The organism is Micromonospora sp. PRAS1 (genome assembly GCF_059553435.1).
Genome location: NZ_JCANNB010000029.1, coordinates 41,851 through 57,338, shown reverse-complemented (window position 1 = coordinate 57,338; position 15,488 = coordinate 41,851). Strand labels below are relative to the sequence as shown.

Genomic DNA, 15,488 nt, shown 5'->3' with positions numbered 1-15,488 from the left:
CCGCCGTCCGACAGTCGTCATGCCCGGGTACCGCCACCGGTCGGCGGCATCGGGAACTGGAGGAAGGTGGCGCCACGCAGATCCAGCCAGGCCCGATCCGGGGCGCGGACCAGCCGCATCACCACCTCGACACAGGTCGGGCAGCGCGCGACCAGCCCCGGTGCGTGCGAGTAGACCCGCAGCCCCGCCACGGGGCTGGGCGTACCGCAGTGGGCGCACCGGCCGGTGGCGGTGCTCAGGTCCACCGCGAACAGCTCCCCGAGCGGGCCGTCGAGCATGTTGCCGTCCAGGTAGGGCAGCTCGGTCATCGGCGCCTCTCCTCTCAACCGGTCGGGCCGAAACGTTCGGTACGCACCCGCCGGGCCGGATGGCCCAGGCCGACGAGCAGGTCGGACACCGTCTCCACGAAGCCGGTCGGGCCGCAGACGTAGACCAGGGGGTTCAGCTCCGGCGGCCAGCCGTGGTTGTTGACGTCGGCGAGGCCCAGCCGGTGCGGCTCGCCCCGCCATCCCTCGGGCGCCTCGCGGGTGTAGACGTACGCCACGTCAAGGCCGGCGTCGTCGCGGACCCGGTCGCGCAGCTCCGCGGCGTAGAACACGTCGGCCGGGGTGCGGACGGAGTAGATCAGCCGGAACGGGACCCGACTGCCGGCCGCCCGCCGCGCCCGGATCATGGCCATCAGCGGCACCACGCCCGAGCCGCCGGCGACCAGCAACACCGGGTCGGTCTGCTGCGGTCGCCAGACGAACCAGCCGCCGACCGGCCCGCGCACCTCGACCGGGTCGCCTTCCCGGTAGGCGTCGGTCAGGAAGGGCGACACCTCGCCGTCGGGCACCCGCTGCACGGTCACCTCGACCCGGTCACCGTCGGCCGGCGCGGCCAGCGAGTACGACCTGGCGGCCTGATAGCCATCGGGCGCGGTGAGCCGGATGTCGACATGCTGGCCGGGCAGATGGGCGGACCAACCCGGCACCTCGAGCACCAGGGTCTGCGCGGTCGGCGTCTCGGCCCGGCGCGCCACCAGCCGGGCCGGCTGCCACCCCATGCGCCCGGTCAATCGCCCTGGTACCGCTGCTCACGCCACGGGTCACCGTAGTCGTGGTAGCCGGCGGTCTCCCAGAAACCGGGGGTGTCCTCAAGGCCCAACCGGATGCCGCGCACCCACTTGGCCGACTTCCAGAAGTAGAGGTGTGGCACCAGGAGCCGGGCCGGGCCACCGTGTTCGGCGGGCAGTTCCTCGCCGTCGTAGCTGTGCACCAGCCAGGCCTGCCCGTCGCGCAGGTCGTCCAGCGGCAGATTCGTGGTGTAGCCGCCGTAGGAGTGGGCCAGGGCGTAGTCCGCAGCGGTCTCCACCTCGTCGAGCAGGGTGTCCAGGGAGACGCCCTGCCAACTGGTGCCGAGCTTCGACCACCGGGTCACGCAGTGGATGTCGACGGTCGGGGTCTCCTGCGGCAGCGCCATCATCTCCGCCCAGCTCCACCGGTGTTCGGTGCCGGTCTCGGTGGTGATGACGAACTCCCAGGTCTCCCGCTCGACGCGCGGCGTCGGGCCGGCGGAGAGGACGGGGAAGTCCGGTGTGAGGTACTGCCCGGGTGGTAGATCCGGCGCCTCGGCGCGAGGCCGGCCCGAGAAGCCCGGCGTGACGATGCCCACCGCCAATTCCTACCACGTCCCGGCGTCGCGGCGGGGCTCCGCCGGCTGGTACCCCACGAAAATCGCTCACTGCCGCTCGGTGACGACCTCCTTCGAGCCCGGCACCACGTTGCGGGTGGCCCGCAGGCTGGTGACCGTCACGGCCGTCAGCACCAGGATGATGACCAGGAGCGAGATCTCGGTGGGGATCACCGGTACGCCCTCCCAGATGCCGTGCGCCCAGTGCAGGCCGAGCTTGACACCGATGAAGGCCAGGATGATGGCCAGGCCGTAGCTGAGGTGGACCAGCCGACTCAGCGCCGCGTGCAGTACGAAGTAGAGCGCCCGCAGGCCCAGCAGGGCGAAGGCGTTCGTGGCGAAGACGAGGTACGGGTCCTCGGTGATGCCGTAGACCGCCGGTACCGAGTCGACCGCGAAGACCACGTCGGTGGCGAGCACCGCCACCACCACCAACGCGAGCGGGGTCAGCGCCCGACGTCCGCCGACCCGCACGGTCATCTTCGTGCCGTGGTACTCGTTGACCACCGGCATGAACCGGCGCAGCAGCCGCACCGAGCGCATGTTGGCGATGTCGACCGACTGCTCGTGCCCGGTGAAGGCGTCGCGCAGCAGCTTGGCCGCGGTGAAGAGCAGGATCAGCGCGAAGATCAGGAAAGCGAAGTCGAGGGTCTGCAACGCCGCCGCACCCAGGGCGATGAAGATTCCGCGCAGCACCAGCGCGCCGGTGATGCCGAAGAGCAGCACCCGCTGGGCCAGCACGTTCGGCACCGCGAAGGCGGCGAGCAGCAGCATGAAGACGAAGAGGTTGTCGACCGACAGTGACTTCTCGACCAGGTAGCCGGCGAGGTAGTCGATGCCCTCGCCGCGCCCGAACTCGAACCAGATCCATGCCCCGAAGGCCAGCGGCAGGGCTATGTAGAACGCGGACCAGGCGAGCGCTTCCTTCAGCTTCACCTCGTGCGGGCGTCGGGTCACCACGAAGTCGAGCACCAGCAGCGCGATCACACCGGCAATGGTGATCACCCAGAGCGAGGGCGTACCTACCGACTGCAACTCGGCAGCGACGGACATTTCGGACATGGAGCCTCCTCGAACACCGTGACATGTTCGAGGTCTCCTTCACCCACTTTTCGTGGGCAACCACCCGAGGCACACTCCGGGGCGCGCCGTACTGACCGGTATGGTTCGTGGGAAGTACTCCCCTCGTGGTGCCTAGATTAGGACAGCCGGATTCGACCCGCCAGGCGGGGGACACTGATCACACACCCGGCCGGCTGGACACCCTCGGCCGGACGGCCCCGTCGGGTACTCGGACGCTCGGGCGAGGGCGGAGCAGCCGCATGCCCGGCACCTCCACCAACCGGTACATCGCGCCCGACGCGGCCACCGCGACGGCCAGCGCCACCAGCACCACCACCAGCTCGACCAGGAGCGGCCGGCCGCCGCCGAGCACCTTGACCAGCGCCGCGAGGAGCAGCAGGTGCAGCAGGTAGAACGCGTAGGACCACTCCCCCGCCACCACGGCGGGCCGGGACCGCAACCAGCTCCGCCGGCCCTGGACGTCGCGGGCGGCCACGGCGGCGACCAGCAGCGCCAGCGGGACGACCGTGCCGGCGACCAGCCGCCACCATTCCGGCAACCACCAGCTGGCAAGGTAGGCGGCGACGACCAGGACGGCGACCGGGCCGACGCGTGCCCACCTCGGCCATCGGCCGGCGGCGACGAGGCGGGCGAGGAGGATGCCGGCGACGAACTCGGGCAGCCGGGCCGCCGGAAGTACCCAGATCGCCCAGTAGCGCAGGTCGGCGGGAACGGCAAGGGCGGCAACCGGGACGACCCACACGAGGGCCAGCACACCGGCGAGGGTGGGCCAGAGCGCCCGCTCGGGTAACCGTCGGGCCAGCGCCCACAGCGCGGGGAACAGGGCGTAGAAGAAGGCCTCGCAGGACAAGCTCCACGCCACGGCGTTGACGCCGAAGTAGACGCCCTCGTCCGGGACCCATGCCTGAAGCAGCAGCAGGGTGGCCAGGGCGGTCCCGAGACCGACGGTGGTGCCGGCCACGACCAGACCGGCGAGGGCGACGGCCCAGGCGACGGCGTGGTTGGGCCACACCTTTGCCAGGCGGCGGCGCCAGAACCGGTGCACCCGGTCCCCGGGTCGGGCGGACCAGGCCAGCACGAAACCGGAGAGCAGGAAGAAGAACGACACGCCGGTTGCGCCCTGCCGGAACAACCACTGCGTGACCGGGGTGTCGACCAGCCCGACGGCCAGCGCATGGAAGCCGAACACGGCGGCAGCGGCGATGGCGCGGAGGCCGGTGAGCGACTCGATGCGGGTTACCGTCGGCGAATTTCATCGGGCCGACGGTAGGGAACAACAACTGCGACGAATATCAGCTATCAGTCATGGCCCGATAGCACACAGTTAACATTCCGGTCGTCTCCTCGGCCCCGCCGCTCGGCGACCAGGGAACGAAGGCCAGGATGATCGTATCGTGATCCGATGACCGCAGAGCTGCCCGCCGGACCACTGGCCGGCGTGCGCGTCGTCGAGCTGGCCGGGATCGGGCCGGGCCCGTTCGCCGCGATGATGCTGGCCGACCTCGGCGCCGACGTGATCCGGGTGGACCGGGTGACCGACGTCGCCACCGACGCCTTCGGCGCGCCGCACCCGGACCTGCTGAACCGGGGTCGCCGCTCGATCGGGGTGGACCTGAAATCGACCGACGGCCGGGAGGTGGTGCTGGCCCTGGTCGGCGCGGCGGACGTACTGATCGAGGGTTTCCGTCCCGGGGTGACCGAGCGACTCGGCCTCGGCCCGACCGACTGCCACGCGATCAATCCGGCATTGGTCTACGGCCGGATGACCGGCTGGGGGCAGCACGGCCCGTACGCGGCGAACGCCGGGCACGACATCGACTACCTGGCCCTCACCGGTGCCCTGCACGGGATCGGGCGGGCCGGGCAGCCGCCGGTGCCGCCGCTGAACCTGCTCGGTGACTTCGGCGGCGGCGGGATGATGCTGGCCCTGGGCATCGTCTCCGCTCTCTACGCGGTGCGCGGCGGCGCGGCCGGTCAGGTGGTCGACGCGGCGATCGTGGACGGCGTGGCGGTGCTCAGCACCCAGATCCACGCGCTGCGCCAGCTCGGCATGTGGCAGGACCCACGCGGGGTGAACCTGCTCGACGGCGGCGCCCCCTTCTACGACACGTACGAGTGCGCCGACGGACGCCATGTCGCGGTCGGCGCGCTGGAGCCGAAGTTCTACGACGAACTGGTCCGGCGCACCGGTTTCCCGCTGCCGCCGGACGAGGCGCCCGATCGCACCGACCCGGCGAACTGGCCGGCGTTACGCGCGGCCTGGGCGCGACTGTTCCGGACCCGCTCGCGGGACGAGTGGGCGGCCCTGCTCACCGCCTCCGACGCCTGCGTGGCACCGGTGCTGGACTGGGCGGAGGCGCCGGACGATCCGCACCTGGCCGCGCGGGGAACCTTCGTGGTCCGCGACGGCGTCGTCCAGCCGGCCCCGGCACCCCGGTTCTCCGGCACCCCGACGGCGGTACGTCGGCCGCCGCCCTGGCCCGGCGAGCACACCGACGAGGTGCTCGCCGAGCTCGGCTATCGCCCGGACCGGGTGGCGGAGCTGCGGACCGCCGGCGCGATCGGCTGAGGCTGAGACGGGACGCGGCGACGCTGCCCGTCAGGCGCGGCCGGCGACGAGCCGGGCGGCCGGTCCGGAACGGGAACGCCCGATCGGTGTCGACGGGGCACTCAGCCGCGACGCAGCGCCGCGCCGGGCGCCAGGGCCGGCTCGACCAGGTCCCGGTAGTCACGGGGCAGTCGGACGACCAGTTCGTCGAACTCGCCGCCGGTGACCGCCTCGCGCAGGGTGCTGAAGACCGCCCCGGCGACGGTGCGGGCCGCTGGCTCCCCGATCCCGGCTCGAACGGCCACCCGCGCGACGAACTCGGCCGCGCCGAACCGCTCGGCCGCCTCGGTATCCGGCGTGGGACGCAGCGGCGGTCGTAGCGGCTCGGGCAACTGGACCGCGAGATCCAGTACCTCGCCGCCGGTCAACCGCTCGGCGAGCGTCGCAAGCGTCGCCCGGGTCAGCTCCATCGCGCGCTGCGGCGACGTGCTGGTACGCCGGGCGACATGGTCGACGAACGTGTCGTAGTCCATCGCCTACCCCCTTCCGGGCGCGGTTACCCGGCGCGCCGGGACGAAAACAGCGCCGGGCCTCCCGACGGGCCGGACCGGAAACGGCCGGACCGGAAACGGCCGGACCGGAAACGGCGCCCGGTTTCCCGGCCCGGCGGCGCGTGACGGGCCCTCGGGTGGGTAACCGCGGCCGGTCGTGGCCGCAGCGCAGCCGGGAGGAGCCGACACCATGGCGAGTTACACCGAGGTTCTGCAGTACCTGTCCAGCCTGGACTATCCGGCCGGAAAGGACGACGTGGTACGCGAGGCCGAACGCGAGGGAGCCCCGCCGGACGTGCTACGTGCCCTGCGCGCCCTGCCGCCGGTGGACTACGCCAACGACGCCGAGGTGGCCCGCTCGGCCGGCATCGAGGCCGCCCCCGAGGTGACCGACGCGCAGGAAGCCGAACGTGCCCGGGACAAGCGCCACCAGCGGGTGTCGCAGCACATCCGGAGCATCTGAGAGAGCCGGGCCGGAGCCGACGTGCCGGCCGGAATCGGCGGACGCCCCGGCCGCGTACCGCGGCCGGGGGCGCCGAGTAACCACCTGCCCTGGTGAGGTGCTGCGCCCGAACCGGGTCGCGACCACCAGGCGGCCCCACAGCCGCCCGAACCGGGCGGCTGCTGTTACTGCGCTCAGCGTACGGCACGCCATCGGCCGAACGGCCAGTGGGGTGGAAACAAACGTCTAGCCCCGCGGTCACAGTCCGAGATTCCGCTGGCGGCAGCGGTTCCCGTGTTGGCGGAAGAAGTACGACACAGGGTGTCAGGTTTCTGATCGAGGATGGTTTCCCCGGTCGGCGTCGGCAAGGCACGTGGACCGGCCCTACGAATAGCTGAGGACCTCGATGCGCGAAACGCCGGAAGACCTCAAGGAACTCCAGGCCTTCCTGGACTCCTCCCTGTCCCGCTCCACCTCGCATCTCCGCTCGATCGTCGCCGAGCGCACCCTGACCGCGGAGCAGCTCACCCGGGTACTCACCGGCATGTGCACCCTCGCCCTGTCCACCGTGACGGCGAAGGGCGAACCGCGGATCAGCGGCGTGGACGGGCATTTCCTGAACGGCAAGTGGCATTTCGGGACGGCACGCGACGCCGCCAAGGCCCGCCACCTCGCCGCCCGTCCGGCCGCCAGCGTCGCGCACATGCGGGGCGAGGATCTGGGCGTCTTCACGCATGGCACGGTGGAGATTCTCAACCCGCAGGGCGGCGAGCCTGCTCCGGACTGGCCGGAGTTGCGCAGCTACTTGAAGGACTTCTACGGCGACGACGCCTTCGACTGGGACACCGAAGTGGTCTACTACCGGCTGCACCCGCACTGGATGACCGTCTACGCCCCAAGCTTCGACAAGCTCATCGCCAGCTGACTGACCCTGGGCTGGGCGCTCCGGCGCGAACCTCGGTTGGCTGAACGGCCGGCTAGGCGGCCAGGTCGGCGTACCGCCGCTCCAGATCTACCCTGGCGAGCGCACCGACCAGCCAGGCGAGTCGCTCCGACTCGCCGCCGCCGGCCAGCCCGGCCAGGTCCTCGGCGGAGCGGCCCAGCCCGAGCCGGCGGGCCGCCGCGAGCGCCCGTCGGTCGGCCACCGGGGCGACCTCCGCCCAGAGTGCCTGCACCTCGCGCAGGAACAGGTCGACCACCTGGTCGTCCACTCCGGGCAGCGCGGCGAGCAGCGCCCGCTCGCGGGCCGGGTCGCGGCCGGCCGCAGAGCGCAGGCGCCGCAGGTCGCCCCGGTACCGCTCGACCACGGCGCGGGCCAGGTCGCCGAGCAGGTCGGCCAGGGCCTCGACGTCGCCGCGTTGACCGCTGTCGCGCAGCACCCGGACCCGGTCGGCGTGCAGCGACCGGGACAGCCGGGCCGCGCTGTCCCAGCCGGCGTCCGGCAGGGCGTGGGCGCTGTCCAGAGCCCGCCGGAAGTCACCCCGGCGGGCGAGCAGGACCGCGAGACAGAGCAGCTGGAACAGGCTGGCCGGATTGTTTGTGACCCGGAAGCCGTACCGCTCGGCGAAGCCTCGGCCACTGCCAGCGAGCCGGCGTACCAGGCGTTTCTTGTCCTCGATGGTGGAGACCGCAGTGGGCATGCCCGCTGTTACCCGCGTCCCGGCCCGGCACGCATCAGCCCCGCAGACCGCCGGTCCGGTCCCGCGCCTTGAGCCGGGTGGTGGGCAGGGCCGGGGCGGGCAGCGGCGGATCCGGGTCGGCGGTGACGACGCCGAACCGCCGGCCGGCCATCCAGTCCTCCCGGGCGGCCACGACCTCCTCGTGGCTGCGGCCGACGAAGTTCCACCACATGACCAGCGGCTCCTCGAAGGGCGTGCCGCCGAGCAGCATCAGCCGGGTACCGGGGGTACCGCGTACGGTGCACGTGTCCCGGCCGGTGCCGAGCCAGAGCAGGGACCCGGGGGTGACCGCCACGCCGTCGGATTCGGCGCCGCCGTCGAGGGCGAGCAGCGCGTACTCGAAGTCGGGGCGCAACGGCAGCCGGACCGGTCCGGCACCGGCCAGCTCCAGCTGGGCGCCGAGCAACGGGCTGTGCACCCGGGCCGGCGAGCGCTCACCACCGAACTCGCCCACCAGTAGGGTCACGCTCAACTCGCCGTCGCGCCAGCGGGGCAGCTCGGCGTGGTGGGCGAAGTCGGCCGCGCCGGACCGGGCCGGGTCGGGCAGCGCCACCCAGAGCTGCACGCCGTGCATCAGCGGCGGGTGCTCGGCCGGGGACCGCTCGGAGTGGGCGATGCCGTGGCCGGAGGTCATCACGTTCAGCTGACCGGGTCGGATCGGTTGGACGTTGCCGAGGCTGTCGCGATGCAGGATCTCGCCGTCGAGCAGCCAGGTCACCGTCTGCAAACCGGTGTGCGGATGCGGCGGCACCTCCATGCCCGGCCGCTGCGCCACGTCGTCCGGACCGAAGTGGTCCACGAAGCACCAGGCACCCACCATCCGCCGGGTGCGCTGCGGCAACAGCCGACGCACCGTGGTGTAGCGGCCCAGCGGCACGTCGTGCCCGGGCAGCAGGACACTGGCCGGATCGGCGGTGGCCACGCCGGGCGGGCGGGTCTGCGCGGGCATCGACTCGGTACGCTCCACGATCCGACTCTACGCCCGTCCGGGCCGCCCGCCGCCGTACCGGGTGGGCCATGGGCGCCGGGGGCAGCGCTCAACCGGGTCGTACGGTCACGATGTTCGCCCCGGCGACCAGGTCCAGGAAGATCCGGCCGGTGACCTGGTCCCAGTTCCGCGAGCCGAGCACGGTGCCCGGGGGCACCCCGTCACGCCGCTCGTCGTACACCTCGACCGCGCCGGCGCCGGCGTTGGCCCGCACCCGGACCGGTACGCCGCCGACGACGCGGACGTCGAAGAGGTTGACCCCACCGGTGACCCGGACGACGAGCCCTCGGCCGACCGGAGGCAGCCGAAGGTCGGTACGGGTGGCTCCACCGGCGAACTCCAGTGCGGAGAGCCGGGCGGCACCGAGGTCGAGCCGCCGTTCGGTGGTCCCGCCGGTGATCCGCAGCGCCCAGACCACCCGGGCGTTGAGCCACACCTCGACCTCACCCGGCACGTTCTCGACCCGCTCCATCCGCAACAGCAGCCGGTCACCGGCGAGTTCCGGGCGCGGCCGGGTGCCCGATCCGGCCGGGCTGCCGATCCGGTACAGCTCCTCCCCCAGGTCCGCCACCCCCAGCCGGAACCGGGTGACGCCGTCGACCAGCTCGAACTCGGCGTACCGCCGGTCGTCGAGCGGCGCGGTCTCGACCTCGGTCAGGCTCTCGGCCGCAGCCCGGGCCGCCCCGCCCAGGCCGCTGGTCCCGCCCGGTGCGGCCGTTGCGGTGCCCACCGGCTGCGGCGGCTCACCCTGCCCGGTGAAGACCCGACCCAGCCGATGCGGATCGGAGAGGATCACCACCACGGCACCCGCGCCGAGCCCCAACACCAGCACCGCAGCGGCGGCCAGCAGACGCGCGGCCGCCGACCAGGTCGGCCCCGGGGGTGCTGTCTCCTCGTCGTCGGCGGCGGTCGCAGAGACCTCGACCTGGGGCGCGCCGGGCTCCGGCTGCGGGCATGTTCGATGGTTCTCGTCCTGCTCCGACCCGGTCATGCCAGTCCCCTTCCCCACTCCCTATCCAGGAATTACGCGCCCGGGAGCGGGAAGGATCAGTCAGCACGACCAAAAACCGCTGGCCACAGCTGTCGGCGCCGGTGAACCGGACGGCGGTGACGAACCGTACTCGGGGGCACCGGTGCGGTGGCGCCGGCGAGGTGCGGCAACGACGCCGGACCTGAACCGGAAGGACGTGTCGGTGATGCCGGAATCGGTCGAGTCGGTGTTCGCCAGTGTGGTCGCCCGCAACCCGGGTGAGCCCGAGTTCCACCAGGCGGTACGGGAGGTGCTGGAGAGCATCGGGCCGGCGCTGGCCCGGCACCCGGAGTACACGCGGGCCCGGATCATCGAGCGGATCTGCGAGCCGGAACGGCAGATCATCTTCCGGGTGCCCTGGGAGGACGACCGCGGCCAGATCCGCGTCAACCGGGGGTTCCGGGTGGAGTTCAACAGTGCGCTCGGCCCGTTCAAGGGGGGCCTGCGCTTCCACCCGTCGGTCTACCTGGGCATCGTGAAGTTTCTCGGCTTCGAGCAGATCTTCAAGAACGCACTGACCGGCTTGCCGATCGGTGCCGGCAAGGGTGGGGCGGACTTCGACCCGAAGGGCTGTTCGGACCGCGAGGTGATGCGGTTCTGCCAGAGCTTCATGACCGAGCTGTACCGGCACATCGGGGCGGAGACGGACGTACCGGCCGGCGACATCGGGGTGGGTGGCCGGGAGATCGGCTACCTGTTCGGCCAGTACAAGCGGATCACCAACCGGTACGAGTCGGGGGTGCTCACCGGCAAGGGCCTGGCGTACGGGGGCGCGCAGGTGCGTACCGAGGCGACCGGCTACGGGGCGGTGTTCTTCGCCGAGGAGATGCTCAGGCAGGCCGGTGACAGCCTGGACGGCAAGCGGGTGGTGGTGTCGGGCTCCGGAAACGTGGCGATCTACGCCATCGAGAAGGTGCACCAGCTCGGCGGCACCGTGGTCGCCTGCTCGGATTCGTCCGGCTACCTGCTCGACGAGAAGGGCGTCGACCTCGACGTGCTGCGGGATCTGAAGGAGCAGCGGCGTGGCCGGCTGGCCGACTACGTACGCCAGGTGCCGCACGCGGTCACCGTCAGCGACCGTACGGTCTGGGAGGTGCCGTGTGACCTGGCGCTTCCCTGCGCCACCCAGAACGAGATCGGCGGCGCGGAGGCCGCGCAACTGGTCGCGGGCGGCTGTGTGGCGGTGGTGGAGGGAGCGAACATGCCGACCACGCCGGAGGCGGTGCGCATCCTCGCCCGGGCCGGCGTGCGGTTCGCGCCCGGGAAGGCGGCCAACGCGGGTGGGGTAGCGGTCAGCGCGCTGGAGATGCAGCAGAACGCCAGCCGGGAGTCGTGGTCGTTCGCGGAGTCGGAGCAGCGGCTGCGGGAAACCATGCGGGACATCCACGCCCGGTGCTGGGCCACCGCCGAGGAGTACGGCCTGCCGGGTGACTACGTGGCCGGTGCCAACATCAACGGCTTCCGCCGGGTCGCCGAGGCGATGCTGGCACACGGGCTGGTCTGAGGCCGGGCACGGATGGGCCGGTGCCCGCCGGATCACTCCGACGGGCACCGGCCTGCGGTGCCTGCCGGGCCCTGCCCGGCGTGCTGGGGTCAGTGGGTGCCGCCCGCACCGAAGCGGTTCCGCCGCCGCCAGAGCATCGTGCCGAGCAGCAGGACCGTGCCCGCACCGACGAGCCCGCCACCGATCTTGATCGGCGTCTCCAGGCTGTTGCCGGTGACCGGCAGGTGGTGTGGCGGCTTGTGTGGCGGCTTGTGGTGCCGGGGCAGCACCCGCAACTCGGTGGAGGCGGTACGGCCCGAGGTGCGTCCGGTCGCGGTGATGGTGTAGATACCGGGCCGCTTCGGCGTGAACGGGACGCGGAAGTCGCCCCGCGAGTTGGTGCGCGCGGTCAGGTGGAACCGGTCGGCGCCACCACCGTCATCGGGCCGCTTGCCCTGGTCGCCCCTCCACTCGCCGTCCGGATCGCCACCGGGCGCGCCGATCGGCACGCCGATCGCACCGCCCCCTTCGCCCTCGCCGGGCAGCGGACGCCGCGTGATGACGATGTCCACGATCTCGTTCGGGCCGAAGTTGCGGCCGACGATGTCCACCGTCTCGCCGACGAAGGTCGTCGGGGGTTCCACCATCAACGAGGGCGTAACCGGCGGGTACGGCGGTGGTTGAGGTGGGCCGGTGGGTGTGGGTATTGATGTCGACGTCGGCTGCGGCTGTGTCGGCTGTGCCGCCCCCGCCGCGGCCGGCGCAGCCACCACGGCCAGGCCGACCGTGAGTGCCATGATGATGCGGGATAGCCGCATTTTGTTCCCTCCTACTGTGGACAGTTGGGTGCGGTGACAACATGGGTGGTCCAGGGGGTGGCGGTCGGGGTCAGCCACAGCTCGGCCGTTCCGCTCTCCGTCGGGCCGGTCAGCAGGGACACCTCCAGGGTTCGGGAGTCCCCCGGTCCGACCTCGACGTTCACCGTGGCCACCTGGCGGCGCCGTTCGGTGCCGGTGGCCACCGGTGCGCTCGCACCGTCCAGGTGGGCGTCGAGCACCGCCCCGCCGGCCGGGCCGTAGACCGAGACCAGCGTCCGGAGCGTGTACGGATCACCCGCCATCGCCAGGCCCAGCACGGAGCTGCTGAGCCCGGAGGCCGGCGCGACGGACCGGAAGGTCAGCCGTAGCCGCAGTTCCCGGCGGCCGTCGCCCTGGCAGGCGCCGACCACCAACTCCGCGCTCTGCCGCAGGTAGTAGCCGAGCTTCGCGCCGCTGCCGTCGTTGAGGAAGACGCCGACCGTCGGCACGGTGTCCTGTTCCGGGAGCGTCCCGGCCATCCGGCTGTCGCCGAATGTCCGCTGTTCCTCCGGTCGGGCACTCCAGAACAGTATCCGGCGTTCCTGCATGGAACGGTCGAAAGCGGTCAGAAAGCCCTCAAGGTGTACCTTTCGCGTGAACAGCACGTCGAAGACGGTCGCCGTGACGGTCGCGAAGAAGGCATCCTGCTCGCCCAGGGCGATCCGCTGGTAGGTGTCGCTGAGCAGGGTCCCCACCGCGTTCTCGGCACTGAGCGCCACCCCACCGGGCACCTGCACCGGCCCGGTGACCTTCAGCAGATGCGACAGCGCGACCGGGTCGACGGCGAGCACGCCGTCGACGGTCTCGCCGCTGTGCCGCTGGTACATCTCCCGAAACAGCGCTGCCGCCGTCGGGAAGTGCGGGCTGAGGTTGACGTCCGCGGGATAGATGCCGGGCAGCTCGCCCCAGAGCGCCCGCACCTCGGCCGGGATCTTCAACGGCTCGCTGAACCTGCCGATGCCCGCGCCGCTGCCCTGGGCACCCATCTTGATCCGGCCCCGGTTCGCCTCGATCACGGCGTACGCGCCGAAGATGCCACCGGTGGCGCGCAACTCCGCGGAGTTCTGCGAGACCAGTAGGTACCGCCGCGGGCCGTCCGCGCCGAGCAAGGGCGGCAGCAGCCGGCCGGCCCGTTCGGCCGCCGAGGTCATCGCGGCCAGCCGATCGAGTTCGCCGCGCAGCGTCTCCAGCGCCAGCCGAACCTGCTTGACCAGCCGGTCACCGGTGACCGCGGCAAGGTCCGCCCGGGTCCGCTGCACCGCCGCGTCGACCCTGGTCAGCTCGGCGCTGATGCCGCCCAGCCCGGCCAGGTCGACCCGACCGTCGCGGGGCACCAGAACACCGAGGTCGACCCGCACCAACACCGGAAACGCCTGACGGGCCAGCTCGTCGATCGCGATCGCGATCTGTCGCACCGCTGTGAGGTTGGCCCCCGCGTACGGCACCTGCCCGCCGAGCCGCCAGGCGGGATCCCCGGTTGCCCTGCGGGCCGCCCCGGACTGAGCCTGCAACGCGGCGAGGGCGCGCTGCGCCTGGTCGGCGTCGCCGCTGATCAGGTGGGTGCTCAGCACACCGGCCAATCCGGCGGCGTTGACCAGGTGGGCGCGGGCCTGCCAGCCCCGAAACCCCACCCAGCCGGCAAGGGTGAGCAGCAACGAGCCGACCACGAGGGCGCTGAGCAGGGCGCGACGCAGTCGAGCACGCCGACGCCGGCGGGCCCGGCCTCGCCCGCGGCGCGGGCTCTCGCTTCCCGTCACTCCGCACTCCACTCCTGAAAACGGACAGAAGGCCTCATAGTTCTAACACCTGTTGGGGTTTTTGCTGGCTAAAAGGGCCTTTAAGGAGCAATGAGAGTTTCATTCGTAGTCCGGGTGGGCCGGACCGCGGCCATCGACTCCCGCAGCAGCTGCTCGATCCGGTCCACGCCGGCCGGCAGTGACATCTCCCGCAGGTAGGCCTCCCGGCCGCGCCGGCCCATCTCGATCCGGGTCGGTGGAGGGATGTGGGCGGCCAGCCAGAACCGGTCGGCCAGGCTCGCCCAGTCCTCCGGCGGGCAGGAGAGCCCGGCCCGTGCCCGTTCGACCAGGGCGGCGGTGTCCCCACCGGCCGAGGCGACCACCGGCACGCCGCAGGACAGCGCCGCCGGGAGCTTGGCCGGTACGCTGCCGCGCAGCTCGGGCAGGTCACGCAGCATGACCAGCTGGTAGTCGGCCGCCGCGTACAGCGCGGGCATGTCCAGCGGAGAGCGCCGTTCCACGAATCGCACGTTGTCGGCCCGCAGCTCGGCGGCGAGGCCGCGCACCCGTTCCTCGTCCGCGCCGGAACCGACCAGGACCAGATCCACCGTGTCGGAGAGGGCGGCCGCCGCCCGTACCGCCGTCGCCAACCCCTGCCGGGCCCCGATCGTGCCGGCGTACATCATCACGCACCGTTCGTCGCGACGGACCAGTTGGCGCGCGGCAGTGCTGGGCGCGGTCGGCTGGAAGATCCGCTCTTCGGTCCAGTTGAGCACCACCCGGACCCGGGCCGGGTCGACGCCGACCGCGACGACGGACTCGCGCAGCGACGGCGCGGTGACCGCGACCAGCGTGGCGGAGCGGTAGGTACGGAGCATCGCCGCCCGGACCCGCGCCGCCCACCGCTCGTCGGACTCGTCCACCGCCTCCTCCGGCCACACGTCCGGGACGTGCAGGAGCACCGGTACGCGGCCGAGCAGGCGCAGCAACGCCGCCGTGGCGAAGGCCGCGGCCGGCGGCTGGTACACGTACAGCGCGTCGACGTCGGCGAAGAAGCGGCGCCCGACCAGCGCCGCACTGCCGGCGAAGGAGAGCCAGGAGGCCATCCGGCCACGCACGCCGCCATCGCCGGTGCTGTAGCGCAGCACCCGCCGCACGGTCAGCCCTCGATCGTGGGTCTCGTGGCGCCAGCGCTGGCGCCACCCCGGATAGACGTGCCCGCCCGGGTAGTCGGGAAAGCCGGTGAGCACCCGCACCTCGTGGCCCCGGGCGGCCAACTCCTCGGCCAGGCTGCCGGGGATGAACGCCGGCTCCGGCGGAAAGTGGTACGTCAGGATCCCGATCCGCACCGGGGCACCCCCATCCCGGCCGGCCGATTCGGCGCGGCGCCCGACACCACCGGCGGCCTGGCTGCGTACGA

The 15,488-nt window shown here is 72.3% G+C and carries 16 protein-coding genes; 4 read left to right on the top strand and 12 right to left on the bottom strand.

The window, feature by feature from the left end; translation table 11 throughout:
- Positions 1-17: 17 nt before the first annotated feature.
- The 5 genes from AC507J_RS23765 to AC507J_RS23745 all read right to left on the bottom strand — a co-directional run bounded on the left by AC507J_RS23765 (position 18) and on the right by AC507J_RS23745 (position 3,985).
- Positions 18-308 (bottom strand): DUF6510 family protein, encoded by a 291-nt coding sequence (locus AC507J_RS23765; RefSeq protein ID WP_496291398.1) that lies wholly within the window; start codon positions 306-308, stop codon positions 18-20.
- A gap of 14 nt (positions 309-322) precedes the next feature.
- Positions 323-1,045 carry a ferredoxin reductase gene (locus tag AC507J_RS23760; protein ID WP_496291397.1) on the bottom strand — a complete coding sequence of 241 codons (723 nt, stop codon included), beginning with the start codon at positions 1,043-1,045 and terminating at the stop codon, positions 323-325.
- Between the two features lie 8 nt (positions 1,046-1,053).
- Positions 1,054-1,653 carry a sulfite oxidase-like oxidoreductase gene (locus tag AC507J_RS23755; RefSeq protein ID WP_496291396.1) on the bottom strand — a complete coding sequence of 200 codons (600 nt, stop codon included), beginning with the start codon at positions 1,651-1,653 and terminating at the stop codon, positions 1,054-1,056.
- A gap of 66 nt (positions 1,654-1,719) precedes the next feature.
- Complete coding sequence (locus AC507J_RS23750) at positions 1,720-2,733, bottom strand: TerC/Alx family metal homeostasis membrane protein (RefSeq protein WP_496291395.1); 1,014 nt, start codon at positions 2,731-2,733, stop codon at positions 1,720-1,722.
- A gap of 178 nt (positions 2,734-2,911) precedes the next feature.
- A complete protein-coding gene (locus AC507J_RS23745) occupies positions 2,912-3,985 on the bottom strand; it encodes an acyltransferase family protein (RefSeq protein WP_496291421.1) in 1,074 nt (357 codons plus the stop codon).
- A gap of 171 nt (positions 3,986-4,156) precedes the next feature.
- Between AC507J_RS23745 and AC507J_RS23740 the strand changes: the two genes are divergently transcribed.
- Positions 4,157-5,323: a CaiB/BaiF CoA transferase family protein gene (locus AC507J_RS23740; RefSeq protein ID WP_496291394.1), complete on the top strand. Its 1,167-nt coding sequence runs from the start codon at positions 4,157-4,159 to the stop codon at positions 5,321-5,323.
- Positions 5,324-5,424: 101 nt separating this feature from the next.
- Here the strand turns inward: AC507J_RS23740 and AC507J_RS23735 are convergent, their stop codons facing one another.
- Positions 5,425-5,835, bottom strand: coding sequence for a DUF2267 domain-containing protein (locus AC507J_RS23735; RefSeq protein WP_496291393.1), 411 nt, complete (start codon positions 5,833-5,835; stop codon positions 5,425-5,427).
- A gap of 208 nt (positions 5,836-6,043) precedes the next feature.
- Here AC507J_RS23735 and AC507J_RS23730 point away from each other — a divergent pair, with 208 nt between their 5' ends.
- Complete coding sequence (locus AC507J_RS23730; RefSeq protein WP_496291392.1) at positions 6,044-6,316, top strand: DUF2795 domain-containing protein; 273 nt, start codon at positions 6,044-6,046, stop codon at positions 6,314-6,316.
- A gap of 385 nt (positions 6,317-6,701) precedes the next feature.
- On the top strand, positions 6,702-7,220 hold the full coding sequence (locus tag AC507J_RS23725) for a pyridoxamine 5'-phosphate oxidase family protein (protein ID WP_496291391.1): 519 nt from the start codon (positions 6,702-6,704) through the stop codon (positions 7,218-7,220).
- Between the two features lie 52 nt (positions 7,221-7,272).
- Here the strand turns inward: AC507J_RS23725 and AC507J_RS23720 are convergent, their stop codons facing one another.
- The 3 genes from AC507J_RS23720 to AC507J_RS23710 all read right to left on the bottom strand — a co-directional run bounded on the left by AC507J_RS23720 (position 7,273) and on the right by AC507J_RS23710 (position 9,953).
- Positions 7,273-7,935: a hypothetical protein gene (locus AC507J_RS23720; RefSeq protein ID WP_496291390.1), complete on the bottom strand. Its 663-nt coding sequence runs from the start codon at positions 7,933-7,935 to the stop codon at positions 7,273-7,275.
- Positions 7,936-7,969: 34 nt separating this feature from the next.
- Complete coding sequence (locus AC507J_RS23715; protein WP_496291389.1) at positions 7,970-8,941, bottom strand: pirin family protein; 972 nt, start codon at positions 8,939-8,941, stop codon at positions 7,970-7,972.
- Between the two features lie 70 nt (positions 8,942-9,011).
- Positions 9,012-9,953, bottom strand: a complete 942-nt coding sequence (locus AC507J_RS23710) for a hypothetical protein (protein ID WP_496291388.1) — start codon at positions 9,951-9,953, stop codon at positions 9,012-9,014.
- 205 nt (positions 9,954-10,158) lie between these two features.
- On the opposite strand from AC507J_RS23710, the gene gdhA reads away from it, so the two are divergent.
- Entirely contained in the window at positions 10,159-11,496 is a 1,338-nt protein-coding gene (gene gdhA, locus AC507J_RS23705) for an NADP-specific glutamate dehydrogenase (protein ID WP_496291387.1), read from the top strand.
- Positions 11,497-11,585: 89 nt separating this feature from the next.
- On the opposite strand, the gene AC507J_RS23700 is transcribed toward gdhA, so the two are convergent.
- From AC507J_RS23700 to AC507J_RS23690, 3 genes are all read right to left on the bottom strand, one after another.
- Positions 11,586-12,122 (bottom strand): hypothetical protein, encoded by a 537-nt coding sequence (locus tag AC507J_RS23700; protein WP_496291386.1) that lies wholly within the window; start codon positions 12,120-12,122, stop codon positions 11,586-11,588.
- Positions 12,123-12,304: 182 nt separating this feature from the next.
- Positions 12,305-14,089: a DUF4012 domain-containing protein gene (locus tag AC507J_RS23695; RefSeq protein ID WP_496291385.1), complete on the bottom strand. Its 1,785-nt coding sequence runs from the start codon at positions 14,087-14,089 to the stop codon at positions 12,305-12,307.
- 80 nt (positions 14,090-14,169) lie between these two features.
- Entirely contained in the window at positions 14,170-15,417 is a 1,248-nt protein-coding gene (locus AC507J_RS23690) for a glycosyltransferase family 4 protein (RefSeq protein ID WP_496291384.1), read from the bottom strand.
- Positions 15,418-15,488: the final 71 nt, after the last annotated feature.

Coding starts and splice junctions, on each gene's coding strand:
- AC507J_RS23765 (WP_496291398.1), bottom strand. CDS start 308: ATGACCGAGCTGCCCTACCTGGACGGCAACATGCTCGACGGCCCGCTC.
- AC507J_RS23760 (WP_496291397.1), bottom strand. CDS start 1,045: ATGGGGTGGCAGCCGGCCCGGCTGGTGGCGCGCCGGGCCGAGACGCCG.
- AC507J_RS23750 (WP_496291395.1), bottom strand. CDS start 2,733: ATGTCCGAAATGTCCGTCGCTGCCGAGTTGCAGTCGGTAGGTACGCCC.
- AC507J_RS23740 (WP_496291394.1), top strand. CDS start 4,157: ATGACCGCAGAGCTGCCCGCCGGACCACTGGCCGGCGTGCGCGTCGTC.
- AC507J_RS23735 (WP_496291393.1), bottom strand. CDS start 5,835: ATGGACTACGACACGTTCGTCGACCATGTCGCCCGGCGTACCAGCACG.
- AC507J_RS23730 (WP_496291392.1), top strand. CDS start 6,044: ATGGCGAGTTACACCGAGGTTCTGCAGTACCTGTCCAGCCTGGACTAT.
- AC507J_RS23725 (WP_496291391.1), top strand. CDS start 6,702: ATGCGCGAAACGCCGGAAGACCTCAAGGAACTCCAGGCCTTCCTGGAC.
- AC507J_RS23720 (WP_496291390.1), bottom strand. CDS start 7,935: ATGCCCACTGCGGTCTCCACCATCGAGGACAAGAAACGCCTGGTACGC.
- AC507J_RS23710 (WP_496291388.1), bottom strand. CDS start 9,953: ATGACCGGGTCGGAGCAGGACGAGAACCATCGAACATGCCCGCAGCCG.
- gdhA (WP_496291387.1), top strand. CDS start 10,159: ATGCCGGAATCGGTCGAGTCGGTGTTCGCCAGTGTGGTCGCCCGCAAC.
- AC507J_RS23700 (WP_496291386.1), bottom strand. CDS start 12,122: ATGGTGGAACCCCCGACGACCTTCGTCGGCGAGACGGTGGACATCGTC.